This window comes from Pedobacter yulinensis (assembly GCF_003029735.1).
GTDB classification, from domain to species: domain Bacteria; phylum Bacteroidota; class Bacteroidia; order Sphingobacteriales; family Sphingobacteriaceae; genus Pedobacter; species Pedobacter yulinensis.
Genome location: NZ_KZ686269.1, coordinates 188496 through 213286 on the forward strand (window position 1 = coordinate 188496; position 24791 = coordinate 213286).

A 24791-nucleotide genomic window follows, 5' to 3' on the forward strand; every position below is an offset into this window, starting at 1 on the left:
AGCTGTCTAAAATTCAGCGCTTTTTGGAAACCGTGGAAACGCAATGACGTCGCGTATGTTGGTCATGCCCGTTACGAAAAGCACCAGCCGCTCAAAGCCAAGGCCAAAACCGGCGTGGGGGGCAGAGCCAAAGCGGCGGGTATCCAGGTACCACCAAAGTTCTTCTTCCGGAATATTCATGGCACGCATGCGTTCGGTTAGTTTGTCAAGGCGTTCTTCGCGCTGCGAGCCCCCTACGATCTCGCCAATGCCCGGAAACAGGATGTCCATGGCGCGAACCGTGCGGCGGCCTTCACTGTCCGTTTCATTCTGGCGCATATAAAACGCCTTGATATCGGCCGGGTAATCAGTTAGGATCACCGGCTTTTTGAAATGTTTTTCGACCAGGTAACGCTCGTGCTCAGATTGCAGATCTGCGCCCCAGTCATCGATCAGGTATTTAAACTGTTTTTTCTGGTTTGGTTTTGAGCTGCGCAGAATTTGAATGGCTTCGGTATAGGTCAGGCGAACGAAATCGTTGCCCAGGCAGAAGTTCAGTTTTTCGACCAGCGAAAGCTCGCTGCGCTCCTGCTGCGGTTTGTTCTTCTCCTCTTCAAGTAAACGGCCGTTCAGAAATTCGAGTTCTTCAGCACAGTTGTTCAATGCGTAAGAAATGACATATTTCAGCATGTCTTCAGCAAGCTGCATGTTGTCTTCGAGATCAAAGAAAGCCACTTCAGGTTCGATCATCCAAAACTCGGCCAGGTGCCTGGTTGTATTTGAATTTTCAGCCCTGAATGTCGGGCCAAAAGTATAGATCTGTCCGAAAGCCATGGCTGCGAGTTCACCTTCCAGCTGCCCGGATACGGTCAGATTGGTGGCTCGGCCGAAAAAATCCTGGGAAAAATCGATTGATCCATCGTCTTTTTTAGGCGTATCGTCAAGATCGAGTGTAGTTACCTTGAACATTTCTCCTGCACCTTCGGCATCTGAAGCCGTGATCACCGGTGTGTGCATGTACACAAAACCCCGGTTGTTGAAAAACTGGTGTACCGCAAAGGCTAAGGCATGCCTTACTTTGAAAACGGCATTAAAGGTGTTGGTGCGGAAGCGCAGGTGTGCAATTTCCCGCAGAAACTCCAAACTGTGTTTTTTGGGCTGCAATGGGTATTTTTCCGGATCGCTGTCGCCCAGGATCTCTATATCGCTAGCTTTTACCTCAACTGACTGGCCTTTACCGAGCGATTCGACGAGCCTCCCGGTTACGGCTATTGCAGCGCCGGTCGTAATTCTTTTGAGCAGGGCCTCGTCGGTATTGGTAAAGTCGACAACCACCTGCAGGTTAGACATGCAAGAACCATCATTCAAAGCAATGAACTGATTATTTCTGAAAGTTTTTACCCAGCCCATTACGCGAACTTCATTTCCGAAGGCCGTCTCTTTAAACAATTCTTTGATCTGCTGTCTCTTTATCATGATTATTAAGTTTTTCGGAGGCCGAAAATACGCATTTTGGTTCTTATTTGGAACCCATGAAACCAAAGGCTTTGTGTACGGAAGCGGCGGTCAGAGAATCGGCAAGGGCCCAATATCGCGTTGATTTTGTTTTCATTAATTGGTTCATCTGCACGTTTCTGATATCTATTGAATTCTTATGCTAATAAAACGACTAATCTGCCGGCGTTTTAATTTTTTTTCAGATTTTTGGTTTTGATTCCTTGTTTTTACGTGCTTTATTATTATTTATAGGCTTATTTCCGGAAATTTTCAGATTTTTTGCTAATTATTAGGTTAAATTTTCAATGTATAGTAAGTTTTTGCTATTAAATTTTAGGAAATGACTTTTTTTTTCAGTGTTTTTTAAGATTTAATTGAAAAAAAATGAGTGTTTATTTGTTTTTAAAGAATAAAAGTCTACCTTTGTAATGCTCGTTAATTATTATTATATATTTGGTTTGAAAAAAAGCTCCGGTTCTCGGGGCTTTTTTCTAAAAAAGCAAGACTTATTATTCATATCATATAAACCAAACAAATCAAAAACAGAGGCTCCCGGATTCCGGGAGCCTTTTTAGCAATAGAAGAAATAAAAAAGGCTTCCTGTTAAGAAAGCCTTCGGTATTGTTTCGTTGTAATTGTCTATGCTTCTGAGTTGTACTCGATCTTGCCAACATTTTTGTCAATATGCCACCTGCCGGTTCCTTCTTCGCCGATCACTTCGAACAATTCGAGGGCGCGACGTGCCTTGTATTCTTCTTCGCGTTGTTCCTTCAGGAACCAGTTCAGGAATTCGATGGTTACGTAATCTTGCTCTTTGTGGCAACGGGCAACGATATTCTTGAAGCTCTGGGTAATGGCAATTTCCTGTTCGAGTGCTTCCTCAAATACTTCGCGGAAACCTGCAAAATCGTGTTTAACACCCAGCACCTCAGGAGAGATGGCGTTGGCGCCCATATCCAGCAGGTAGTTGAACAGCTTAAGCTGGTGCTCACGCTCTTCATTGCTTTGTTTCATGAAATAATCTGCTGAGCCATCAAAACCATTCTGGTTACACCATGAGGCCATGGCCAGGTATAATGCAGATGAATGGGCCTCTTTTTTTATCTGTTGATTCAAAAGCGCTTCAACTTCTGTAGAAAGCAGGCATTTGATACGCATTAAGTCTTTCATTTCTGTTCCTTTTTACTGTTTAACAAAGATAACACGACTGCAGGCGGTACTGAAATTTATTTACTATATGAAATTAATCTAAGTAAGTGAAACGCAAGTATTTATATTCAGTTTAAATAACCTTGTATTCCTGAGCGCCGGGATTGTCCAGGCCCCGCCCGTGCCGCTTTATAACAGAATAACAAACAACAGGGTCAGGCGGTTTGGGTTTGCGGAAAATAATGGCCGGGGTACTGGTTCCCATTTTTCCTCTCCCCTTATTGCCAGGAGCGTTCTGTGGTGCCGAAGAATTGGGCGCCCTGCCGGACATCGATTTAATTCACTGTTATACGCCCGGCGGCTATGAAGTCGAAGTACCAGAAAGGGGAAAGGCTCGTCAGGCGTTCAGGTTCGACCCTGCAGGCAATATTCGGAATAAGGTTGTGCTGGTTCACCAGCCGGTTTCTTCTGAACCTTTAATTTTGTCTTTCCCTGAAGGTGAGGGCTGGAGGCAATCAGCTCACCAGCCGGTACAGACAATCGTTGATCAGGTGGTTTAAGCGGAACATGGTAAAGGCACCCTGCAGCAGGGATCTGAGTGAAATCACTTCTACGGCATTGAGCAAATAAATGTGTTCACAACCATTAAAGGTAACCAGTTCATAGTCTGAGCGGTCGCTTGAAAGCAGCATGTCTTCCACATCAATGCGTTCAACAGCCTGCTTGAATTTTAACAAAGCATTGCAATTGAAACGCGCAAACTTACCGCCGAAATCAAGATAGAGGCAGTTGAGCTTGTCTGACTGGTAGACGGCGCCGGAGGCGTCGGTGAAAACGTTAATCAACTGATTCAGATCTACACATGCTTTTTCCATTGATACAAAAGTTCAATTTATTTAGAATAAATCCAAATGAAAATAAAAAAAGCCGCATCACAGCGCGGTCATCAAATACATAAAAAAAATCCCCGGCAGCGTATGCTCCGGGGATCTTATGCCAGGCAGGCAGGCGTTATGGTTAAGCCAGTACTTTGCTTACCAGGTCGGCCGCTTCTTTCAGAGCAATTGCTGAATAAACCTGCAAACCAGACTCATCGATTAGTTTTTTGGCTTCGACAGCGTTTGTTCCCTGTAATCTGCAGATAATTGGAACAGGTACGTTGCCCAGTTCTTTATAAGCATCAATCACACCCTGAGCTACACGGTCGCAACGTACAATGCCGCCAAAGATGTTGATCAGGATCGCTTTTACGTTCGGGTCTTTCAAAATGATGTTGAACGCTGCCTTTACGGTTTGTGCATTTGCGGTACCGCCTACGTCGAGGAAGTTCGCTGGTTCGCCGCCTGCAAGTTTGATGATGTCCATGGTAGCCATGGCCAGTCCGGCACCATTTACCATACAGCCTACGTTTCCGTCAAGCTTCACATAGTTGAGGTTTGATGCACTGGCTTCAACTTCCATCGGATCTTCTTCGGTCGTATCGCGCATGGCGGCATAATCCGGATGACGGAAAAGTCCGTTTTCATCCAGGTTTACTTTTGCGTCTACCGCCAGGATCTTATCGTCTGAAGTTTTTAAAACCGGGTTGATTTCGAACATTGAGGAATCGGTTGATTCGTAAGCCTTGTACAATGCGCCTACGAATTTGACCATTTCCTTGAAGGCGTTACCGCTGAGCCCCAGGTTAAATGCGATTTTGCGCGCCTGGAAACCCTGCAGACCTACTTTAGGATCAATCTCTTCCTTGAAAATCAGCTCAGGTGTTTTCTCAGCTACTTCTTCGATGTCCATTCCACCCTCTGTAGAGTACATAATAATGTTGCGGCCTTTTGCCCGGTCCAGCAACACACTCATGTAGAATTCTTTTGTTTCTGAAGCACCCGGGTAATATACATCCTGGGCAATGAGTACTTTATTTACTTTTTTGCCTTCAGGGCCGGTTTGCGGTGTAATGAGCTGCATACCGATAATGGCGCCTGCTTTTTCTTTAACTTCGTCCAGATTTTTCGCAAGCTTCACGCCCCCGCCTTTTCCGCGGCCGCCGGCATGGATCTGCGCTTTAACCACTACCCAGTCAGAGTTGTAGTCTTCCTTCATTTTCCTGGCGGCTTCCACAGCCTGCTCAACGGTATCGGCAACAAGTCCTTCCTGAACGCTTACACCGAAACTTTTCAGGATTTGTTTTCCCTGGTATTCGTGAATATTCATCTGCTAAAAATTTGCCCAAAGCTACAATTTCAGAATTGGTTTCAAAAACTATAATGTCAATTTTACGTGGCGCAAAGCGCTTGGCAAAAATGCTCCTGTAAATGGCTGTTCCAACCAGACGAGGGCATGTTTTTCAATATACCGACCACCAGATGGCCTGCATGAAAGGTCATGCGGGCATTTGTCAGGCCATGGCCTGAGAAGAATAGAAGGGGTGCATACCAAATACCCGATCAGTCTGTTTCGGCGATTCACAAAATCCGCCTAAATTGCCTGCATGAATATCGAATTCAACAGAAACGAAGACAGCAATAAGCAGCTGGTCTACGACCTGAATAGCCGGTTGAAGAAAATCTATGCGGGCGGCGGTGAAAAGAACAGTGCCCGGCAAAAAGAAAAAGGCAAGCTGCTGGCACGTGAGCGGTTGCAGCGGCTCTGCGATCCGGGAACGCCGTTTATCGAAATCGGTGCCTTTGCGGCCGATGGTATGTACCTCCATGAGGGGGGCTGTCCGGCAGCAGGCGTCGTCTGCGGCATTGGTTACGTTTCGGGCAGGCAGTGCGTGATCGTTGCCAACGATGCAACCGTTAAAGCCGGGGCCTGGTTTCCCATGACCGCCAAGAAAAACCTGAGGGCGCAGGAAATTGCTATGGAAAACCGCCTTCCTGTGATTTACCTGGTCGATAGCGCAGGGGTATATCTGCCCATGCAGGATGAAATTTTTCCCGACAAAGAACATTTCGGGCGTATTTTCCGCAACAATGCCATCATGTCTGCTGAAGGTATTGTACAGATTGCCGCCATCATGGGTTCATGTGTAGCAGGCGGTGCTTACCTGCCCATCATGAGCGATGAGGCCATGATCGTCGAAGGCACGGGTTCGGTATTCCTCGCCGGCTCATACCTGGTGCGTTCAGCCATCGGCGAAGACGTAGACAACGAGACGCTGGGCGGCGCGGCAACGCATTGCGAGATCTCTGGCGTTACCGACTACAAACATCCCAACGACGAAGCTTGCCTCGACAGCATCCGCAGAACAATGGCTAAACTGGGGGCGCCTCAGCAGGCCGGATTTGACCGCATTGAGCCCCGGCTGCCCAAACTAGACCAGAAAGAGATCTACGGCATTCTGCCCGAAGACCGGGATAAGCCCTATGATATGCGTGAGATCATCATGCGCCTTACAGATGATTCAGAATTTGAGGAATACAAGAAATTATATGGACAAAGCATTCTCTGCGGGCTGGCGCGTATTGACGGCTGGGCCGTTGGAATCGTAGCGAACCAGCGCAAAGTAGTCAAATCAAAAAAAGGCGAAATGCAGTTTGGCGGGGTTATTTATTCAGACAGCGCAGACAAGGCCGCGCGGTTTATTATGAACTGCAATCAGAAGAAAATTCCGCTGCTTTTCCTGCACGACGTGACCGGGTTTATGGTTGGAAGCCGTTCGGAGCACGGGGGGATCATTAAAGACGGGGCTAAAATGGTTAATGCTGTAGCCAACTCAGTGGTGCCGAAATTCACCATAGTGATCGGCAATTCTTATGGTGCAGGCAATTATGCCATGTGCGGCAAAGCCTACGACCCCCGGCTTATCTTTGCCTGGCCAAGCGCCAGGATTGCCGTAATGGGTGGTGCCCAGGCTGCAAAAACCTTGCTGCAGATACAGCAGGCCGGACAAAAAAGCAGGGGCGAAACAGCTAACGCCGAAGAGGAAGCGCGTTCCCTGAAAGCCATCACCGACCGGTATGAAAGCCAGACAACACCTTATTATGCAGCCTCGCGCATGTGGGTAGATGGCGTTATCGATCCGCTCGATACCCGCAGGGTTGTTTCGGCAGGTATAGAAGCCGCCAACCAGTCGCCCATTACCCGTCGTTTCAATCCCGGAATTATCCAAACCTGATCATGAGAGTTACTTCATTTATTGTTTGCTTTTTTCTCAGCACATGGGCGGCGAGTGCGCAAACCGCTGAGCGACTGCACCGGCGTGCCATCGTTGCCGATACCCATGGCGATATTCTGTTTAACCAGATCGAGTGGGGAGTAGACCTGGGGCAGCGGCAGCAGCGCGGTTACTTTGATCTGCAGCGCGCCAGGGAAGGCGGGCTGGATGTACAGATCTTTTCTGTATGGTGTGATGAAAAAGGCGGTTTTGCACTGGCCAACCGGCAGATCGACTCGCTTTACAGCCTGATCGACAGGTATCCTAAGCAGATCGCCCTGGTGCGCAATGCTGTCGAACTGCGTGCGGCTGTTGCTGCCAATAAACTGGCAGCACTCATCGGCGTTGAGGGGGGGCACATGATCGAAAACCGGCTCGATTACATTGATAGCCTGGCCATGCGAGGCATGCGTTACCTGACCCTGACCTGGAACAACAGCACAGACTGGTCAAGTTCTGCTGCCGATGAGAGCCGAAACCGCATCAAAAAACCAGGACTGAATGACTTTGGCCGGCAGGTGATTGCAAGGCTCAATAAACTGGGCGTCATGGTCGACTTGTCTCACGTGGGCGAGCGTACCTTTTACGATGCCATTGCGGCCAGCAGCAAACCGGTTATTGCATCACACAGCTCGGTTTATGCATTGAACCCGGTACCGCGTAACCTGAAAGATGAGCAGATCCGCGCTGTGGCCCGGACGGGCGGGGTGGTATTCATTAACTTTTACAGCGGCTTCATAGACAGTACATACAGCAAGCGTCAGGATGCGTTTTTCAAAAGACACGACACAGAACTGAAGGAACTGACAGCCCAGTTAAGGAGCCGTTCAAATGCGATCGACGAACTTCTCGCGCGCCATGGTACCGAGGCAGATGCCATCAGGCCATCGCTGTCGGTACTGATAGACCATATTGATCATGTTGTACAGCTGGTCGGCAGCGACCATGTGGGCCTCGGTGCCGATTTTGATGGCGCCGAATCTTATCCGCGTGGTATGAACAGCGTTGCGGATTACCCTAAGGTAACAGCGGCCCTTATAAAGCGCGGGTACAAGACGGCCGATATTGAAAAAATTCTCGGCGGCAACCTGCTGCGGGTCCTGAGGGCCAACACAGGAAAATAAACTACGGTTGCAGCCGGCCCGGAAACAACAAAAGCTCCTCAAACAAATGACGCAGCAGAGACTGAAATTGTCCGCGGGCCAGGTACCGAGCTTAGACAAGCAATTTATTTTAGTTAATTTTGCGTTTTAAAAACTAATTCATGAATAACCAGACAGAAACCGAACACGTAGAATGTTTGATCATTGGGTCGGGTCCTGCCGGATATACCGCTGCAATTTATGCAGCCCGGGCCGACCTAAAACCTGTTTTATATACCGGCATGGAAGCGGGCGGTCAGCTTACGCAAACCACAGACGTCGAAAATTTTCCGGGTTATCCGACCGGAATCACAGGACCTGAAATGATGGAAGATTTTCGCAAACAGGCAGAACGGTTCGGAACCGACATTCGTTTCGGTTATGTAAGCTCGGTCGATTTTTCCTCGCTGCCGCATAAGGTCGTTGTCGATGAAATCAAGACCATTACGGCCGATACAGTGATCATTTCTACCGGCGCAACCGCCAAGTGGCTCGGATTACCGAGTGAACAGCAATACAACGGCTTTGGTGTTTCGGCCTGTGCCGTGTGCGACGGCTTTTTCTTCCGCGGGCAGGACGTAGCCATCGTCGGTGCAGGCGATACGGCCGCAGAAGAGGCTACCTACCTGGCCAAATTATGCCGTAAAGTTTACATGCTTGTTCGCCGTGATGAGTTCCGGGCCTCTAAGGCCATGGTGCACCGCGTTATGAATACTCCAAACATTGAAGTAATATACAATACAGAAACAACCGAAATCATAGGCGATGGCAAAAACGTAACCGGTGTAAAGGTGAAAAACAACCAGACCGGGGCAGATGCTGTTATTGAGGTGACCGGATTTTTTGTCGCTATTGGCCACAAGCCAAACACCGATATTTTCAGGGGCCAGCTGGATATGGATGAAACGGGATACCTGATTACCCAGGCCGGTACAACGAAGACCAATATTGAAGGGGTCTTTGCCGCGGGCGACGTGCAGGATCATTATTACCGCCAGGCAGTGACCGCCGCTGGCTCAGGCTGCATGGCCGCACTGGATGCGGAACGTTATCTGGCCGCAAAAAAGGATGCCGTTGTTGCCTAATGAAGATTACAGCAATTGATGCCGAAAGGACCCTGTATACTGTTACAGGGTCCTTTTTGCTTTCCGACGCAACCATGGCAGGGGTGCAAAAACGTATTAGCAGGTTTTTTATCAAAAGTCGATAACGTTGCAATATTTTCAACAAACAGACAATTGTTTGACAGATGTATATCATACTGCTAAAAACTTTATAAAAATTAAAATGAGAACCAGATAACTGGGCCAAAAACTTTACTTTTACGCCATAAAAATCAATACAAAATGAAACATAATTTCGGAGCCGGTCCATGTATCTTGCCGCAGGAGGTGTTTAAACAAGCTGCTCAGGCTGTTTTAGATTTTAACGATGGTTTATCGATCCTGGAAATCTCGCACCGCACCACTGAGTTCGAGGCTGTTGTTGCCGAGGCAGAAAAGCTGGTGAAAGAGCTGTTAAACGTTCCTGCCGGTTACTCGGTGTTGTTTCTGCAGGGCGGAGCGAGCCTTCAGTTCGCCATGGTTCCCATGAATCTCCTGGGCGAGGGCCAGACCGCCAGTTACCTGGATACAGGTGTCTGGGCCAGCAAGGCAATTAAAGAAGCCAAAATGCTCGGCAATGTTAACGTCATCGCCAGCTCCAAAGAGTCCAACTATACCTATATACCCAAAGAGTACGCTGTTCCTTCAGACAGCGCCTACCTGCATTTCACGTCCAACAACACCATTTATGGTACAGAATATTTCGAATTTCCGGAAACAGCTGTACCATTGGTCTGTGATATGTCTTCAGACATCATGAGCCGCGTGTTCGATGTGTCAAAATTCGGGCTGATCTATGCCGGCGCCCAGAAGAACATTGGTCCGGCGGGTCTCACCATCGTCATTGTTAAAGACGAACTGCTGGGTAAAACCGGCAATAAGATCCCGTCTATGCTTGATTATAAGCAGCACATTGCAAACGGATCGATGTACAATACACCTCCGGTTTTCTCTATTTATGTAGCACTGCTTAACCTGCGCTGGCTGCGTTCAAAAGGCGGTGTGGCTGAGATCGAGAAAGAAAATATAGCCAAGGCCGCAGCATTGTATGCCGAGATCGACCGCAATCCGTTGTTTAAAGGCACCTGCGCTGTTGAGGACCGTTCGCGGATGAACATCACATTTGTTATGGAAAATCCTGAACTCGAGAAACCATTCCTGAAACTGGCTGAAGAGCATGGCATTGTGGGCATCAAAGGACACCGCAGTGTAGGTGGTTTCCGGGCGTCCATGTACAATGCGCTTTCCATTACCAGTGTACATGCGCTGATCGAGGTCATGCAGATTTTTGCCGAAAAGAATAAATAAATTATAACCGAAACCAAATGATAAGAATACTTGCCAATGATGGAATCGACCCGATCGGAAAGCGGATGCTAGAAGAAGCCGGATATGTGGTCGATACAGAAACCATTCCACAGGAGCAACTTGCCTCGGCACTGCTAAATTACGATGGGATCACCGTTCGCAGCGCCACGAAGGTTCGTAAAGAACTCATCGACGCCTGCCCGAACCTCAGGCTCATTGGCCGCGGCGGTGTGGGTATGGACAATATAGACGTTGAATATGCACGCAGCAAAGGCCTTGCTGTAGTAAATACCCCGGCAGCCTCTTCGCTTTCGGTTGCAGAACTCGTTTTTGCGCACCTGTTCACAGGTATTCGTTTTCTGCAGGATGCAAACCGCAGAATGCCCGTAGACGGCAGTACCCAGTTTAATAACCTGAAAAAAGCGTATGCAAAGGGTACGGAACTGAGCGGAAAGACCATTGGTATTATTGGCTTTGGCCGCATTGGGCGCGAAACTGCCAAGGTGGCCCTGGGCCTCGGTATGCATGTACTGGCCTATGACCTCTATCCGTACGAAGGGCACATTACCATGCGTTTCCAGGGCGATATTCTTGTTGATATTCCGGTGCAGACGGTCGAGCTTGAACGCGTCATTACAGAAAGCGATTTCATCAGCCTGCATACGCCATTCGCCGAGCGGCCCATTCTGGACGCTGAAACATTTGCAAAAATGAAGCGGGGCGTTGGAGTGGTGAACTGTTCGCGCGGAGGCACGATAGATGAGCTGGCCCTGATCGCGGCGCTTGACTCGGGTCAGGTATCATTTGCCGGTCTGGACGTATTTGACAACGAGCCAAGCCCCAGAGCCGAAATTTTACAACACCCGAAAATTTCGCTGACGCCGCATATCGGGGCGTCGACCAACGAAGCCCAGGAGCGCATTGGCTCAGAACTGGCCAGCCTGATCATTGCCCATTTTTCTAACTAGTTTTTGATTTTTTAATACGCTGAAGGCGCCGCAAGGCGCCTTTTTTTGTACTAGTCCATAGCGCGCATCAGTACCCAGTAGCGATAGGCCGTTAGTGCCTTCTGCAGGTTGGTTAACCGGGCCGGGTCCTTTTTATAATATCCCGGCAGCACGGCTTTATTGATCCGTGCAAGGAGCCTGAAAAAAGCTTTTGTCATGGTTTTCGGGTTTCCGTCAGACCTTCCGGCTGCGGTAAAACAGGTACACGCCGCCGGTTACAACCAGTAACAGGAAAACGACGATATAGTTTGCCAGGCTTTTGCGCCCTTCCAGTTTTTTAACCTGTTCGCGCAGTTCCTGGTTGTTGTCCTGTAATTGCTTGATGGAGGCCCGGTAACGCACCAGGCGATCGCTGTGGTCGGTCACCGCCGAACTGGTTTGTTTGACCTGAAGGTCCTTGTAATCAAGTAAAACCTTGAGCTCTTTAAAGATGGCGTTGTCATTCAGCACGATCTGGCGCAGGATCTCATTGGAGTTGCGGATGTCCTTTTTTGTCTGCAAGCCGAAAATCCCGGTTCGCATATTCAGGCTCTGGTCGTAACGGCCAAACTCTTCACTGCGCTGCTGGAGCAGGCTGTTAATTTTTGCCCGCTGGGCCTCATAAGCCGCCGAATCCTGTTGCAGGTTGGCCCGGGCGGTTGACGATGCGCAGAAAAAACAAATGCAGAGACTAAAAAATAGGGTTCGTAACATTTTAAGGGAGTTTCCGTGAAGCAGCAGCAGAAAGCAGCGGTGCAGCCTGAAAAAGCAGCCAGGATGGCGCACGCAAGGGACCTTCTGTAAAATTCTGCATGGTTTTCAAACGTGTAAACATGCAATTTTGTTTTTAGGAGTGGAACTCTACCCGGACAATGTCGCCCAGATGAAGACCAAGCAAGCCGCTTGCCTTACCCTTGTTGATGGCAATTTCCAGGTGGTTGCTGATGCCGAACAGACACAGCTTTTCGCCTTCGGGCACCTCATTGTAGTGCCAGCTGAGCCGGTTAATTGTCTCGCTCTTGCGAAAGTATAAGGTAAAGTCCCGGTTGCGTTGCAATCCGGTAAACAGGTCTTTCGTGATGTTGGTGATCACGTTACAGAATGTGTCAATGTAGATGACGCTGCCGCGGATGATGTCACGTTCGATGACCGGGCTGAGCAGCATTTTCTGTTCAAGTTCTGCCACCGGCAGGCCAATCTCCTTAAGACGGTTTCCCTTGGCCAGGTGAATCGCCGCTTTCACAAAAATGTCGACCAGCGGAAAGTGCAGGTATTTCAGGTCCTGCATAATATTCAATTCAACGGCTTCGTCAGGGACATCTTCGAAAAGGATGGAGAAAATGCCGTTGTCTGCTCCCACAAAATAATGGTCGCGGTACCGCGCCGCAATGTATTTGGTGTTTTCATTGAAAACGCTGTCAATGCCGATCAGGTGCACCGTGTTTTTAGGAAAATAGCCAAAAGCGTTTTTGAGTACAAAGGCTGCATAGGAGATATTGAACGATGGAACTTCATGGGTAATGTCTACGATATTCACAGAAGGGAGAAGGCTCAGAAGGCTGCCTTTCAGTGCAGCCTTGTAGAAATCTTTCGATCCCAGATCTGTGGTTAAAGTGATTATCCCCATTAAAATTTCAATATTTATGCTTAATCTTGCCTAGGTGGCATACTGCTTGCAAATATTCAATTTTTATGTGAATTAACCACCTGAAACTAAAAAATACTGAAGCTTGAACGAATTAAAACTGACACTCGAAACCGTTGATCCGGTACAATTCTGGGGTGCAAATAACGAGCATTATGAGTTGTTGAAACAGGCTTTCCCAAAGCTCAAACTCGTGGCGCGGGGCAGTGATGTAAAGGCACTTGGAGAGGACAAAGAGCTTAAAAACTTTGAGGCAAAGTTTGCCGAACTGGTGGGTCAGCTGGAGCGCTTCGGTAACCTGAGCGCAAACGATGTCGAGGCCATTCTGCTTACAAAAAGAAAAACGGAAGTCAGTGACGCCGGCGCCGAAAAAACGCCCGGGGGCGGCGAGGTCATCGTTTTTGGTACCAACGGACTGCTGATCAAGGCGCGCACGGCCAACCAGCGCAAGATGGTTAACAGCATCAAATCAAACGATGTGCTTTTTGCAATTGGGCCCGCAGGAACCGGTAAAACCTATACCGCAGTTGCGCTTGCCGTACGCGCGCTGAAGAACAAAGAAATCAAACGCATTATTCTGACCAGGCCTGCGGTCGAAGCAGGTGAAAATCTGGGGTTCTTGCCCGGCGACCTGAAGGAGAAAATAGACCCGTACCTGCGGCCGCTTTATGATGCGCTGGATGACATGATACCGCCCGAAAAACTGAAATACTATATAGAAAACCGGACAATCGAAATTGCACCCCTTGCCTTCATGCGCGGGCGTACACTCGATAATTGTTTCGTGATTCTCGACGAGGCGCAGAATGCCACCGACATGCAGCTTAAGATGTTCCTGACGCGCATGGGTCCTTCGGCCAAGTTTATTGTAACCGGCGATGTAACACAGATTGACTTGCCGAAAAAACAAATGTCGGGGCTGCATAATGCACTGCGCATACTTGGCGACATCAAAGGCATCGACCTGATCTACCTGAGCGGGGAAGATGTGGTGCGGCACAAGCTGGTAAAAAGTATCCTGAAGGCCTACGGGGATATTCAGTAGCAGCGTCAGGAATTAATCAGATTCTAACCCTTCAACCTTGCAAACCGGCGTGCTGCAGAAGCAGTGGCCCTCAATCGTACAGCTTTCCAAAATTTTATTTGCTGCCTTTCATTGGTGCGAAGCGGCCTTGTATCGTCTCGCCGCAGAAAAGTATGCAAAGTCTTGCAGTGTTCTGAAGAGGTTGCGAATGACCCAGGAGGGGAACCAGCCCGGAATAGACAGGTGCAAAGTCTCCGGGCCTTTCCCCGCCGCCATCAGGCTTTGGATGCTTTTATGCAAGAAGCGATACACAGCCGCCCGCCTTCTGCTTCTTTTGGGCGCGAAAAGAAGTAGCCACCGCGGCTAGGAGCCGCTGGCATTGCCACATAGCGGAACAGGAATAACAACCGGAGCGCAAAGCCCGTCGACCGCAGGGGCTGGACATGGAGTAAAGAGCAAAGAACAGAGACCACGACGCATAACCCCTCGGCCACACACCGACTATGTCATTCCGATCGCAGCAAAGAGACCGTTTCGGAATTCCAGCAGTTCCTTCCTCTGCCAGCGCTCCGTCTAACAGACAAACCGGAAGGTACGCAGGTTCAGGGTACGCACATCTCATTTCTCACATCTCAATCTTACTTCGTACTTTTACAGCATGAACGCAATAAAAGAAACGCATTTCAACTTTCCCGGGCAAAGTCATTTCTATAAAGGCAAAGTCCGGGATGTCTATACCATTTCTGACCGTTACATGGCCATGGTGGTCACCGACCGTATATCGGCTTTCGATGTCGTGCTTCCCGAAGCCATTCCCTACAAAGGGCAGGTATTGAACCAAATCGCGGCACGTTTCCTGGCAGCTACCGCCGACATTGTCCCCAACTGGGTGATCGACGTGGCTGACCCGATGGTTACCATCGGACGGATTTGCGAACCTTTTAAAGTTGAAATGGTCATCCGCGGTTACCTGGCCGGGCATGCCTGGCGCGAGTACAGCCTTGGTAAACGCAGTATCTGCGGCGTGTCGCTTCCCAACGGACTTAAAGAAAATGACCGCCTTCCTGAACCGATCATCACACCCACAACCAAGGCCGCTGTAGGCCACGACGAAGACATATCCCGCGAGGAAATCCTGGCAAAGGGTATTGTCTCTATACAGGATTATGACCAGCTGGAAACCTATACACGTGCGCTTTATCGCCGCGGTACTGAAATGGCTGCAGACCGCGGCCTGATCCTGGTCGATACCAAATATGAATTTGGGAAAGCCGACGGACAGATCTACCTGATCGATGAGATCCATACGCCCGACTCATCACGGTATTTTTATGCTGCCGGGTATGAGGAGCGCCAGGCATCCGGCGAAGCGCAAAAACAGCTTTCGAAAGAATTTGTCAGGAAATGGCTCATTGAGAATGGTTTTCAGGGCAAAGACGGACAGCAGGTTCCGGAAATGACGCCTGAGAGAGTAAACTCGATATCTGACCGTTATATCGAACTATACGAGCAGATAACCGGGCAGGCTTTTGAGCGCGGTGATACGCTTGAGATCACAGCACGCATCGAGAAAAACATTCTGAGCGCTTTGCAGCGCTTGTCGTCTTAAATTCTTTATATTCGTAACGACAGTGGGGTTGAAGGTCCCAGATTTAGAAACGCAGGGTTGCGGCCTTGCCACGGACAGCAAAAATGAAATTTTCAGTAGATAAACACGATAAATACGTTGCACTTACGCTTCAGGAACCAAAATTCAGCAATGAGATTGCTGCGGGCCTGAAAGCAGAATTATACATTCTTCATTCTGAAGGTTTCAGAAACATCATCCTGGACCTGGGTGCTGTAAAAGAATGCAGCGATGCGCAGGACCTGAGCAGCCTGCTTGCGGGCGACAGGCTGTGCAAATCTTCGAACGGCATTTTTATCGTTACCGGTGTGCAAAAGGAACTCCGGCAAATCGTCAGCATCTCTAACATGTACAACTCAGTTACCTTTGTACAGCGGCTTGAAGAGGCCACTGACCTCATCTTTATGGAAGAGGTGGAAAAAGAATTGCGTGGAACCGACGTCAGTGAATAAACATCGGGTGGCATTTTACTGTTCTCTGCATAAAACCAGTTCATTACCGGAAGGAGAGTTAATCCATGAAATTTGAAGTGACCGTTCTTGGAAGCAGTTCGGCTACGCCGGTTTTTAACCGCAATCCAAGTGCACAGGTGCTCAACTGCAATGAAAAGATCTACCTGATCGATTGCGGTGAAGGGACTCAGCAGCAACTGATCCGTTTCAATATCAAGTCGGCAAGGATCGATTACGTGTTCATTACGCACCTGCATGGCGACCACTATTTCGGCCTGATCGGCCTTCTTTCCAGCATGCACCTGAACGGCAGAATCAAGCCGCTCGATATCTTCGGACCGGCAGCCCTCCAGGAAATACTGGAACTACAATTCAGGCACTCCGAGACCGTCATCCGGTACGAGCTTAACTTTCATGTCGTTGATCCGGATAGGCCCGGAACAGTGTTCGAAAACAGTGATCTTGTCGTATCCAGTTTCCCGCTCAACCACCGTATTCCCTGTACCGGTTACCGGTTCAGCCAGAAAAAACGGCAGCGTAAACTGATTAAGGAAAAGGTGGCAGATGTGCCCGTGGTCTATTTCTCAGCTTTGAAAAAAGGCCAGGATGTGACCCTGCCCGATGGCCGTGTGCTGCCCGCTTCTGACTACACCACCGCGGCCGAAGAACCCAGGTCGTATGCATATTGTTCCGATACCCTTTGCGACGGTACATACCTCGAAGCGATTAGAGGCAGCAACACGATCTATCACGAGGCAACCTTTCTACATGAAATGCTTGACCGTGCCAATGAAACGCATCACAGCACGGCCCTTCAGGCGGCCGAAGCGGCTCTCGAAGCCGGTGCGGAAAAACTTATTATCGGACATTATTCGTCGCGGTACAAAACCTTAGAGGCGCTTCTTGATGAGGCGCGTGCTGTATTTCCTCAGACCCAGCTTGCTCTTGAGGGGCGAACCTATACGCTTTAGCTTCAACATTCAAGTACGAAGTGATATTTGGCTGACAATTCTCCGCCTGGCGATCAATAATTTTGCGGCCTAACCCTGAGAGAATGAACACTTCTACTACGGGTGGAGTTGCTGAAAAAACCATCTTCCCGATTCTTTTTGCACTCAGCTTCTCGCACCTGCTGAACGATACGATCCAGTCACTGATTCCCGCTATCTACCCGATCGTTAAGACCAATTACCACCTCACGTTTGGCCAGATCGGCCTGATCACCTTAACTTTCCAGCTTGCTGCATCCCTGCTACAACCCTTTGTCGGCCTGTATACCGATAAAAAGCCGCAGCCTTATTCGCTGGCCATGGGAATGGGCTTTACGCTGACCGGCCTGGTGCTGCTTTCGCTTTCCAACCATTTTTACCTGATGCTGGTTTCTGTAGCATTCGTTGGCATCGGATCGTCGATCTTTCATCCCGAAGCTTCGCGCATGGCGCACGCCGCATCGGGTGGAAAACGGGGACTGGCCCAATCGCTTTTTCAACTGGGTGGCAACGCCGGCAGCTCGATGGGGCCTTTGCTTGCGGCATGGATCATTGTTCCGAACGGGCAGGCGAGTATTGCCTGGTTTTCGCTGATCGCTTTGCTTGCCATTGCCGTGCTGCGCTGGGTAGGCGGCTGGTATAAGGGGCAGCTGCAGCGCATGGGCGACCGTAAAAAACAGGCTGTTGTACATACCAATCAGCTTTCGCGTGGCCGCGTCGTGTTTGCGATCGTTATTCTGCTCATTCTTATTTTTTCTAAGTATTTCTATATGGCCAGCCTGTCGAGCTACTTTACGTTTTACCTGATTCACAAGTTCGGCGTCAGCGTGCAGAGTTCACAGATCTACTTGTTCGTATTCCTGTTTTCAGTTGCAGCCGGTACGCTTTTCGGTGGTCCGGTGGGCGACCGGATCGGTCGTAAATACGTAATCTGGTTCTCCATTCTTGGAACGGCACCCTTTGCACTGCTGCTGCCCCACGCCAACTTATTCTGGACCGGCGTGCTGATCGTACCGATCGGGATGATCCTGGCCTCGGCATTTTCGGCCATCCTGGTTTATGCCCAGGAATTAATTCCTGGTAAAGTAGGCCTCGTAGCGGGGCTGTTCTTTGGATTTGCTTTCGGCATGGGCGGTATCGGTTCGGCCCTGCTGGGCGCGCTTGCAGACAAGACAAGTATCGAGTATGTCTTCAGCATTTGTGCCTACCTGCCCCTGATCGGACTGCTGACCGGTTTCCTCCCCAATGTTGAATCGCGCGAAAAACGCACTACAGTTTAAAGAATATTTTTCTCTTGTAGAGGAAGTAACAAAGACCATATTCCAACGCAAAAGTGGCAATTGAACACAGGACCGGTGTGAGCGCAGCGCTTGTCCCTGCGGCGTGAAGCACCGGCGTCAGGACCATGGCCACGTACCCATTCAGCCAGTGCCTGCCAACAATGTCAAAAAACAGGTAAATGAAGATGGCGTTCATGCCGAAGACCGAGAAGAAAGCAAGGCCGGGATCGAGGTTCCGTTTATCGATCAGGTAATAAAAAAGCGAAAGAATGAACAGGCAGCAGGCCAGCGATACCAGGATGAACGACACGCTGGCAACCGGTTTTATAACCGGAATAACGGCGGTATAGTCCAGTGCCTGGCCAATTGCCAGCAGTACCAGCCCCGTTCCGCACATGATCCTGAGCGGATTTTTTCCGCTAAGAAGCCGCCGCCCGACCATTACACCCGCTATGGTGTGTACCGCGGTCGGAACCCAGTTGATAAAGACATAGCCCCGCGATTTCTGGCCGAAAAGCAACCAGTCGGCATAATTGCCGAGGTTTTCGCCATCGGTATAGCCACCCTGGTACCCCGGTGCAGAAAAATGACGGTATAGGGTATCTGTGAGGACAAGAAGCAGGAGACAGGCGGCGGCCTGCCGCAGGGAAGACCAGCTGAACAGGAAAAACGCGATCAGCGTTGTAAATGCCAGCTGCGTCAGGATATCTGTAACGTCAAGACGCTCAATTGCGAACCAATCGGGGTCTGATATGCGTTTAAAAATGCCCCAGAAGATCAGCAGGGCGGCACGTTTCAGTATTTTGTTGAGCCGGTTATTCCAGGAAACGCCCTGTAGCTGCTGCCGCGTCAGGGAATAACTCAGGGATATGCCGGCCATGAACATGAACAGGGGCTGTATCAGGTCCCAGAACCGCCAGCCATGCCAGCCTTTGTGAAAGAATTGCGCAAGAAATGGTTGGAGGCCGCTGTGCGCGGGCACAGCCGACCTCAGGTGTTCATACAGTTCTACGCTTTCAAAGGCGAGCAGCACCATGATGAGGCCGCGTGTAAAATCGAGTGAGCGCAGTCTGCCGGGGGCATGAGTGGTTGGTTGCATGCTTGTCTTGCCGCACCAGGTTAATGCGGACAGATCAAGTCTACCGATAATTCCGGTAAATTCAAAGTGCTGGCAGCCAGGCAGTACGGAGTATGTATACAGCTGCCTGCGGTTGCCCGTTCACACGATTCTGTGCTAGTACAAAAAAAGCCGCTTCCCATTCGGAAAGCGGCTTTCGTATGCCGGTTGGCGTTAGTCGGTGCCAGCGTTGTTCAGGAACACGAACTTATGGTCAAACATGTCCAGCCGGATGCTGCTATCTTTATCGATCTTGCCTGCGAGGATCTCTTTCGAAAGTTCGTTCAGAATCTTTTTCTGGATCACGCGTTTCAGCGGCCGTGCACCGAACTGCGGGTCGTAACCCAGTTCTGCGAGCCAGTCAAGCGCTTCGGCAGACGCCTCGATGCGGATACCCATATCGGCCAGCGTGTGTTTCACCTGTTCAAACTGCAGGTTCACAATGTCGCGGATCTCGGTGCGGTTAAGCGGCGTAAACATGATCAGCTCATCGATCCTGTTCAGGAATTCAGGCCTGATCGTTTGTTTCAGCAGTTCGAAGAGTTCACTTTTCGTTTTGGCAACAACGAGGTCACGGTTGTCATCGCTCAGGTCCTTGAAGTTCTCCTGGATCAGGTGCGAGCCGATGTTCGAGGTCATGATGATGATCGTATTCTTGAAGTTGACCACCCGGCCTTTGTTATCTGTCAGCCGGCCATCGTCAAGTACCTGCAGCAAGATGTTGAAGACGTCAGGGTGGGCTTTCTCGATCTCATCGAGCAGGACCACCGAGTAAGGTTTGCGGCGTACGGCCTCCGTTAACTGCCCGCCTTCATCGTAACCTACATAACCCGGAGGCGCACCGATCAGCCTGGACACCGCATGCCGTTCCTGGTACTCACTCATGTCAATGCGGGTCATGGCGTTTTCGTCATTAAAGAGGAAATCTGCCAGGGCCTTGGCCAGTTCAGTTTTACCGACGCCGGTAGTACCAAGGAAGATAAATGAACCGATCGGTTTCTTTTTGTCCTGCAGCCCTGCCCGCGAACGCCTGATGGCGTCAGAAATGGCCTCGATGGCCTCGTCCTGACCAGCTACCCGTTTGTGCAGTTCTTCTTCCAGGTGCAGGAGCTTTTCGCGCTCGCTGGCCACAAGTTTGGTAACCGGAATGCCCGTCCAGCGTCCTACCACACCTGCAATATCGTCTGCTGTAACCTCTTCCTTGAGCATGCGGCTGTCGCTCTGGCGGTTTTCCAGCTCGGCTTTTAGCTTTTGTACAGAGTCTTGCGCTTCTTTGATCTTTCCGTACCGCAATTCGGCCACTTTGCCGTAGTCGCCGGCACGCTCGGCCTGCTCAGCTTCAAGTTTATAGTTTTCGATCTGCTCCAGCTGGCTGTTAATGTGATCGACCAGGTCTTTTTCACCCTGCCATTTCGCTTTCAGTTCGTTCCGCTCGGCGGCCAGGTTGGCAATCTCCTCGCTTAGTTCCTGTACCTTTTTGTCGTCTTTTTCGCGCTTGATGGCCTCGCGTTCAATTTCCAGCTGCATGATGCGGCGCTCAAGCTCATCGACGTTTTCAGGAACGCTGTCCATTTCCAGCCTCAGTTTGGAAGCCGCTTCATCCATCAGGTCGATCGCCTTGTCTGGCAGGAAGCGGTCTGAAATGTATCGTTGCGAAAGTTCAACCGCGGCAATGATCGCCTCGTCTTTGATGCGCACTTTGTGATGCGTTTCATACCGTTCTTTCAGGCCGCGCAGAATGGAGATCGCATCCTGGGTATCCGGTTCATCGACCAGTACTTTCTGGAAACGACGCTCCAGCGCTTTATCTTTTTCCAGGTATTTCTGGTATTCATTCAGTGTGGTCGCGCCAATGGCCCGCAGTTCACCCCGTGCCAATGCCGGTTTGAGTATGTTGGCTGCATCCATGGCACCTTCGCCGGCACCGGCGCCGACCAGCGTGTGAATCTCGTCAATGAACAAGACGATCTCACCATCGCTCTGGGTCACTTCTTTAACAACTGCTTTAAGGCGTTCTTCAAATTCTCCCTTGTATTTCGCACCAGCAATCAGGGCGCCCATGTCTAGCGAAAAGACCGTTTTGCTTTTCAGATTTTCAGGCACATCGCCCTTGATAATGCGAAAGGCAATGCCCTCTGCAATGGCCGTTTTGCCCACCCCGGGTTCACCAATCAGGATGGGATTGTTTTTGGTACGGCGCGAGAGGATCTGGATCACGCGCCTGATCTCTTCATCACGGCCAATAACGGGGTCAAGTTTGCCGCTCTCGGCATACTCATTCAGGTTGCGCGCGTACTTGTTCAGTGCATTGTAAGTGGCTTCTGCATTCTGGTCGGTAACCCGGTTGTCTCCGCGCAGGTCAGTAATGGCCTTTTTCAGGTCTTTTTCATTTACACCCTGTTCTTTCAGCAATTTGGCCACGGCATCGTTGACAGACAGTAAGCCCAGCAGCAAATGTTCTACAGAGACGAACTCATCTTTGAATTCTTTCACATAGGCCTGTGCCTTCTGGAGCACGGCATTGGTATTCGATGACAGATAAATGCTGCTGCCACTGACTTTCGGGTAACGGGATATTTCAGCGTCGAGCTGCTGGTTGAGGATATTCAGGTTTACGTTGAGTTTCTTAAGAACGTAAGAGACGACGTTTTCATCAACCGTAAGGAGACCCTTTAAGAGGTGTGCAGTTTCAATCGCCTGTTGCTGATTGCCCTGCGCTATTTCGGAAGCCTGCTGAACGGCCTCCTGTGCCTTGATTGTAAAGTTGTTGAAATTCATATCCGGGCATATTCAAATCGGGTGCCACCCGCCGCTGACTGACGAAACCGGAAATTTTGTCTGTCTTATTTATATAAATATGACTAACTGTCTGAAATATAATAAGTTGACCTGAACTTATGTCTGATCTGACTTTGTGACAAACCAATCCGGGCACAGGCTGTTATGAAGAAAAAATAAAAAAGGTATGATCAGATTTTTGTATGCGGTAGTGGCGGTATTTATGGTGGTGGTACTTTTTATCCTGGAGCTTCTCAGGCCGCAAAGTTCGACGACATAAAAAAAGCGCGGGTCTGGCCGACGCGCGCTCTGTTATATTTAGCCTGGCAATGTTAGCCCAGGATCTCTTTTAACTTTTCAGTTTGGTGGTTCACCAGTTTTTGTAGCGGACCAGAAGCCAGCATTTTCATCATCATATTCAGATCGGCCGAGATGATGTGTTTCGCTGCGGTCGAGCCATTGCCCAGGTCTTCTAGGGTCCACTTCAATTCTACCCCGAAAGGCGCCTGTTCTGATGGGACTGCGATGATCTCTGAAAACTCTTTCCGTTCTGAAATGTGAATCGCAAGCTTGGCCATGTTCTGAATGGTAAACCGGGCTTCATCGCGCGTGGATGACCAGTTGTAAATGTTTTCAGGCATCAGCTGCTGGTGGTTGTTCATATCGGTCAGGAAATTAAAAACATCCTGTACGGGCCGCGCAATGGTAACAGTGTTCTCGATAATGGTCATGTTCTGCGGTTTAGTGGTCGGCGCAGATGCGCGCGGTTAACTTATTTTGGTTTATTGGCCGGTTACGGTTTGCTGACCCCAGTTTGCCGGGTCCTGGCGCCATTTGTTCAGCAGCTCAATGTCATTTTTCATAATGAAGCTGTGCTCGGCCGCGTACTCCAGCAATGCACCGTAATTTGACAGGCTGGCATGACGGCATTTGGCAGCTTTGAAATTTTCTTCAGCCACATCGAATCCATAGGTAAAAATGGAGACGAGCCCCGCAACAGTACAACCGGCTGCGCGCAACGCTTCAACTGCCTGCAGGCTGCTTTTTCCGGTCGAAATGAGGTCTTCAACCACAACAACTCTTTGCCCTTCAGAAATTTCACCTTCAATCAGGCTGCCGGTTCCATGTTCTTTGGCTTTTGAACGCACATAGGCAAAAGGAAGGCCCAGATCCTGGGCAACAAGTACACCCTGCGGAATCCCCGCTGTGGCTACGCCGGCAATGAGATCGACCGAGCCAAACTCTTCCTGGACCAGCTGTGAAAGCTTTTGCCGGATGTAGGTACGAACAGAAGGATGCGATAAGGTGACGCGGTTGTCGCAATAAATAGGGGATTTCCAGCCCGAAGCCCAGGTAAACGGGTTGGCAGGTTGCAATTTAATTGCTTTAATTTGTAACAAGAATTCAGCTACCTTTAATTCAATATCACTTTTATTGTACATGGCCCAAAAATACAGAATTTATATCAACGACAACACCCTTTTTATTGCAGATTCCGTCCCGGTTCTTGCTGATAAAATTCAACAACTTGACACACAGGGCTTTGATTTTCCGGCATTTTGTAACGGTCTCGGTAAGACCGGAAAACGGAATTATATTTTGATCGGGTCTGACCCCAAAAAGATATTTCAGCGGGTTAAAAAGAGCTGTGAGCTGATTAAAGCCGCCGGCGGACTTGCCGAGAGCGCAAAAGGCAGGTACCTTTTTATTTTTCGCAATGGTAAATGGGATCTGCCCAAAGGGAAACTGGAAAAGGGTGAAAAAATGAAGATCGCGGCCGTCCGTGAGGTTGAAGAAGAATGCGGTATCGAGGTGGCTAAACGGGAAGAAAAGCTGTGCAAAACCTATCATGTCTATCCCTACAATGACGGTTATGCGCTGAAGAAGACGAACTGGTACCGCATGAAAGTAAAAGGCGAACCCAAACTGGTGCCCCAGGTTGAGGAGGGCATTACGCGTGCGGTCTGGATGAAAGCTGAAGAAATACCTTCGGTGCTGACCAATACTTTTCCCTCAATCGTCGATGTGCTCCTTACTGCAAACCTTTTACCCGGACAGGCTACAGGTACGGCAGCGTTCCCTTCGGCACAAAAGGACTGACATCGCCTTTGTTGCGCAGAATGTCCCTGACAATGGTCGAACTGACGGCCGAGTATTCCGGCTTGCTCAACAGCAGGATGGTTTCGACCCCGGGCAACATGGTCTGGTTAATTTGCGCAATGGCGCGCTCATATTCAAAGTCGGCGGCCGACCGGATGCCCCTGAGCATGTAAGACGCGTTGATCTGCCGGCAAAAATTAACGGTCAGCCCCTCATAAAGCTGCACCTCGATCTGCGTTTCGTTTTTGAACAGCTCGCGAAGCATGGCTTCGCGCGTTTCAATGGGCAACAGGCCCTGTTTGGAACTGTTGATGCCGATGCCGACCACGATCTTATCGAACAGCGGAAGCGCCCTCATCAGGATATCGACATGTGCAACGGTAATGGGGTCGAACGAACCCGGAAACAGGGCAATTTTCATGAGTTTCTTTTGTTGATCCGGCAAGGGCCGGTATGAGCAAA

Annotated in this window: 23 protein-coding genes; 11 read left to right on the forward strand and 12 right to left on the reverse strand. The window is 49.7% G+C overall.

What is annotated here, in order from left to right:
* Positions 1–6 precede the first annotated feature (6 nt).
* From asnS to sucC, 4 genes are all read right to left on the reverse strand, one after another.
* Complete coding sequence (gene asnS, locus C7T94_RS08170; RefSeq protein WP_107214888.1) at positions 7–1455, reverse strand: asparagine--tRNA ligase; 1449 nt, start codon at positions 1453–1455, stop codon at positions 7–9.
* Between the two features lie 660 nt (positions 1456–2115).
* Positions 2116–2646 (reverse strand): ferritin, encoded by a 531-nt coding sequence (locus C7T94_RS08175; protein ID WP_107214889.1) that lies wholly within the window; start codon positions 2644–2646, stop codon positions 2116–2118.
* Positions 2647–3140: 494 nt separating this feature from the next.
* A complete protein-coding gene (locus C7T94_RS08185; protein ID WP_107214891.1) occupies positions 3141–3500 on the reverse strand; it encodes a hypothetical protein in 360 nt (119 codons plus the stop codon).
* 142 nt (positions 3501–3642) lie between these two features.
* The gene (gene sucC / locus C7T94_RS08190; RefSeq protein WP_107214892.1) at positions 3643–4833 is read right to left on the reverse strand and encodes an ADP-forming succinate--CoA ligase subunit beta; all 1191 of its coding nucleotides are present in this window, start codon (positions 4831–4833) and stop codon (positions 3643–3645) included.
* A 277-nt stretch (positions 4834–5110) separates the two neighbouring features.
* Between sucC and C7T94_RS08195 the strand changes: the two genes are divergently transcribed.
* The 5 genes from C7T94_RS08195 (at position 5111) to C7T94_RS08215 (ending at position 11299) form a co-directional block, all read left to right on the forward strand.
* Positions 5111–6739 (forward strand): acyl-CoA carboxylase subunit beta, encoded by a 1629-nt coding sequence (locus tag C7T94_RS08195; protein ID WP_107214893.1) that lies wholly within the window; start codon positions 5111–5113, stop codon positions 6737–6739.
* Positions 6740–6741: 2 nt separating this feature from the next.
* A complete protein-coding gene (locus C7T94_RS08200; protein WP_107214894.1) occupies positions 6742–7902 on the forward strand; it encodes a dipeptidase in 1161 nt (386 codons plus the stop codon).
* A gap of 140 nt (positions 7903–8042) precedes the next feature.
* Positions 8043–9005 carry a thioredoxin-disulfide reductase gene (trxB, locus tag C7T94_RS08205; RefSeq protein WP_107214895.1) on the forward strand — a complete coding sequence of 321 codons (963 nt, stop codon included), beginning with the start codon at positions 8043–8045 and terminating at the stop codon, positions 9003–9005.
* Positions 9006–9266: 261 nt separating this feature from the next.
* On the forward strand, positions 9267–10331 hold the full coding sequence (serC, locus tag C7T94_RS08210; protein WP_107214896.1) for a 3-phosphoserine/phosphohydroxythreonine transaminase: 1065 nt from the start codon (positions 9267–9269) through the stop codon (positions 10329–10331).
* A gap of 17 nt (positions 10332–10348) precedes the next feature.
* On the forward strand, positions 10349–11299 hold the full coding sequence (locus C7T94_RS08215) for a D-2-hydroxyacid dehydrogenase (protein WP_204353243.1): 951 nt from the start codon (positions 10349–10351) through the stop codon (positions 11297–11299).
* Positions 11300–11349: 50 nt separating this feature from the next.
* On the opposite strand, the gene C7T94_RS19490 is transcribed toward C7T94_RS08215, so the two are convergent.
* The 3 genes from C7T94_RS19490 to C7T94_RS08225 form a co-directional block, all read right to left on the reverse strand.
* Entirely contained in the window at positions 11350–11496 is a 147-nt protein-coding gene (locus C7T94_RS19490; protein ID WP_204353244.1) for a hypothetical protein, read from the reverse strand.
* A 16-nt stretch (positions 11497–11512) separates the two neighbouring features.
* Positions 11513–12031: a hypothetical protein gene (locus tag C7T94_RS08220; RefSeq protein ID WP_239494959.1), complete on the reverse strand. Its 519-nt coding sequence runs from the start codon at positions 12029–12031 to the stop codon at positions 11513–11515.
* 133 nt (positions 12032–12164) lie between these two features.
* Positions 12165–12944: an SAM hydrolase/SAM-dependent halogenase family protein gene (locus tag C7T94_RS08225; protein ID WP_107214897.1), complete on the reverse strand. Its 780-nt coding sequence runs from the start codon at positions 12942–12944 to the stop codon at positions 12165–12167.
* Between the two features lie 103 nt (positions 12945–13047).
* Here C7T94_RS08225 and C7T94_RS08230 point away from each other — a divergent pair, with 103 nt between their 5' ends.
* From C7T94_RS08230 to C7T94_RS08255, 5 genes are all read left to right on the forward strand, one after another.
* Entirely contained in the window at positions 13048–14007 is a 960-nt protein-coding gene (locus tag C7T94_RS08230) for a PhoH family protein (protein ID WP_107214898.1), read from the forward strand.
* Between the two features lie 637 nt (positions 14008–14644).
* Positions 14645–15595: a phosphoribosylaminoimidazolesuccinocarboxamide synthase gene (locus C7T94_RS08240; protein ID WP_107214900.1), complete on the forward strand. Its 951-nt coding sequence runs from the start codon at positions 14645–14647 to the stop codon at positions 15593–15595.
* Between the two features lie 83 nt (positions 15596–15678).
* Positions 15679–16065 carry an STAS domain-containing protein gene (locus C7T94_RS08245; protein ID WP_107214901.1) on the forward strand — a complete coding sequence of 129 codons (387 nt, stop codon included), beginning with the start codon at positions 15679–15681 and terminating at the stop codon, positions 16063–16065.
* 65 nt (positions 16066–16130) lie between these two features.
* Positions 16131–17036 (forward strand): ribonuclease Z, encoded by a 906-nt coding sequence (locus tag C7T94_RS08250; protein ID WP_107214902.1) that lies wholly within the window; start codon positions 16131–16133, stop codon positions 17034–17036.
* Between the two features lie 83 nt (positions 17037–17119).
* Positions 17120–18334 (forward strand): MFS transporter, encoded by a 1215-nt coding sequence (locus C7T94_RS08255; RefSeq protein ID WP_107214903.1) that lies wholly within the window; start codon positions 17120–17122, stop codon positions 18332–18334.
* On the opposite strand, the gene C7T94_RS08260 is transcribed toward C7T94_RS08255, so the two are convergent.
* The 4 genes from C7T94_RS08260 to pyrE all read right to left on the reverse strand — a co-directional run bounded on the left by C7T94_RS08260 (position 18324) and on the right by pyrE (position 23671).
* A complete protein-coding gene (locus C7T94_RS08260; protein ID WP_107214904.1) occupies positions 18324–19433 on the reverse strand; it encodes an acyltransferase family protein in 1110 nt (369 codons plus the stop codon). The genes C7T94_RS08255 and C7T94_RS08260 overlap by 11 nt on opposite strands.
* Positions 19434–19625: 192 nt before the next feature.
* The gene (clpB, locus tag C7T94_RS08265) at positions 19626–22229 is read right to left on the reverse strand and encodes an ATP-dependent chaperone ClpB (RefSeq protein ID WP_107214905.1); all 2604 of its coding nucleotides are present in this window, start codon (positions 22227–22229) and stop codon (positions 19626–19628) included.
* Positions 22230–22561: 332 nt separating this feature from the next.
* Positions 22562–22960, reverse strand: coding sequence for an SRPBCC family protein (locus C7T94_RS08270; protein ID WP_107214906.1), 399 nt, complete (start codon positions 22958–22960; stop codon positions 22562–22564).
* Between the two features lie 51 nt (positions 22961–23011).
* The gene (gene pyrE / locus C7T94_RS08275) at positions 23012–23671 is read right to left on the reverse strand and encodes an orotate phosphoribosyltransferase (protein WP_107214907.1); all 660 of its coding nucleotides are present in this window, start codon (positions 23669–23671) and stop codon (positions 23012–23014) included.
* Between pyrE and C7T94_RS08280 the strand changes: the two genes are divergently transcribed.
* Positions 23670–24329: an NUDIX hydrolase gene (locus tag C7T94_RS08280; RefSeq protein ID WP_107214908.1), complete on the forward strand. Its 660-nt coding sequence runs from the start codon at positions 23670–23672 to the stop codon at positions 24327–24329. The two genes, pyrE and C7T94_RS08280, sit on opposite strands and share 2 nt — an antisense overlap.
* On the opposite strand, the gene coaD is transcribed toward C7T94_RS08280, so the two are convergent.
* Positions 24289–24750, reverse strand: a complete 462-nt coding sequence (coaD, locus tag C7T94_RS08285; RefSeq protein ID WP_107216011.1) for a pantetheine-phosphate adenylyltransferase — start codon at positions 24748–24750, stop codon at positions 24289–24291. The two genes, C7T94_RS08280 and coaD, sit on opposite strands and share 41 nt — an antisense overlap.
* Between the last annotated feature and the right edge of the window lie 41 nt (positions 24751–24791).

Bases quoted from the DNA above. Each gene is read 5' to 3' on its own strand.
- asnS (WP_107214888.1), bottom strand. From the start codon at position 1,455: ATGATAAAGAGACAGCAGATCAAAGAATTGTTTAAAGAGACGGCCTTC.
- C7T94_RS08175 (WP_107214889.1), bottom strand. From the start codon at position 2,646: ATGAAAGACTTAATGCGTATCAAATGCCTGCTTTCTACAGAAGTTGAA.
- C7T94_RS08185 (WP_107214891.1), bottom strand. From the start codon at position 3,500: ATGGAAAAAGCATGTGTAGATCTGAATCAGTTGATTAACGTTTTCACC.
- sucC (WP_107214892.1), bottom strand. From the start codon at position 4,833: ATGAATATTCACGAATACCAGGGAAAACAAATCCTGAAAAGTTTCGGT.
- C7T94_RS08195 (WP_107214893.1), top strand. From the start codon at position 5,111: ATGAATATCGAATTCAACAGAAACGAAGACAGCAATAAGCAGCTGGTC.
- C7T94_RS08200 (WP_107214894.1), top strand. From the start codon at position 6,742: ATGAGAGTTACTTCATTTATTGTTTGCTTTTTTCTCAGCACATGGGCG.
- trxB (WP_107214895.1), top strand. From the start codon at position 8,043: ATGAATAACCAGACAGAAACCGAACACGTAGAATGTTTGATCATTGGG.
- serC (WP_107214896.1), top strand. From the start codon at position 9,267: ATGAAACATAATTTCGGAGCCGGTCCATGTATCTTGCCGCAGGAGGTG.
- C7T94_RS08215 (WP_204353243.1), top strand. From the start codon at position 10,349: ATGATAAGAATACTTGCCAATGATGGAATCGACCCGATCGGAAAGCGG.
- C7T94_RS19490 (WP_204353244.1), bottom strand. From the start codon at position 11,496: ATGACAAAAGCTTTTTTCAGGCTCCTTGCACGGATCAATAAAGCCGTG.
- C7T94_RS08220 (WP_239494959.1), bottom strand. From the start codon at position 12,031: ATGTTACGAACCCTATTTTTTAGTCTCTGCATTTGTTTTTTCTGCGCA.
- C7T94_RS08225 (WP_107214897.1), bottom strand. From the start codon at position 12,944: ATGGGGATAATCACTTTAACCACAGATCTGGGATCGAAAGATTTCTAC.
- C7T94_RS08240 (WP_107214900.1), top strand. From the start codon at position 14,645: ATGAACGCAATAAAAGAAACGCATTTCAACTTTCCCGGGCAAAGTCAT.
- C7T94_RS08245 (WP_107214901.1), top strand. From the start codon at position 15,679: ATGAAATTTTCAGTAGATAAACACGATAAATACGTTGCACTTACGCTT.
- C7T94_RS08250 (WP_107214902.1), top strand. From the start codon at position 16,131: ATGAAATTTGAAGTGACCGTTCTTGGAAGCAGTTCGGCTACGCCGGTT.
- C7T94_RS08255 (WP_107214903.1), top strand. From the start codon at position 17,120: ATGAACACTTCTACTACGGGTGGAGTTGCTGAAAAAACCATCTTCCCG.
- C7T94_RS08260 (WP_107214904.1), bottom strand. From the start codon at position 19,433: ATGCAACCAACCACTCATGCCCCCGGCAGACTGCGCTCACTCGATTTT.
- clpB (WP_107214905.1), bottom strand. From the start codon at position 22,229: ATGAATTTCAACAACTTTACAATCAAGGCACAGGAGGCCGTTCAGCAG.
- C7T94_RS08270 (WP_107214906.1), bottom strand. From the start codon at position 22,960: ATGACCATTATCGAGAACACTGTTACCATTGCGCGGCCCGTACAGGAT.
- C7T94_RS08280 (WP_107214908.1), top strand. From the start codon at position 23,670: ATGGCCCAAAAATACAGAATTTATATCAACGACAACACCCTTTTTATT.
- pyrE (WP_107214907.1), bottom strand. From the start codon at position 23,671: ATGTACAATAAAAGTGATATTGAATTAAAGGTAGCTGAATTCTTGTTA.
- coaD (WP_107216011.1), bottom strand. From the start codon at position 24,750: ATGAAAATTGCCCTGTTTCCGGGTTCGTTCGACCCCATTACCGTTGCA.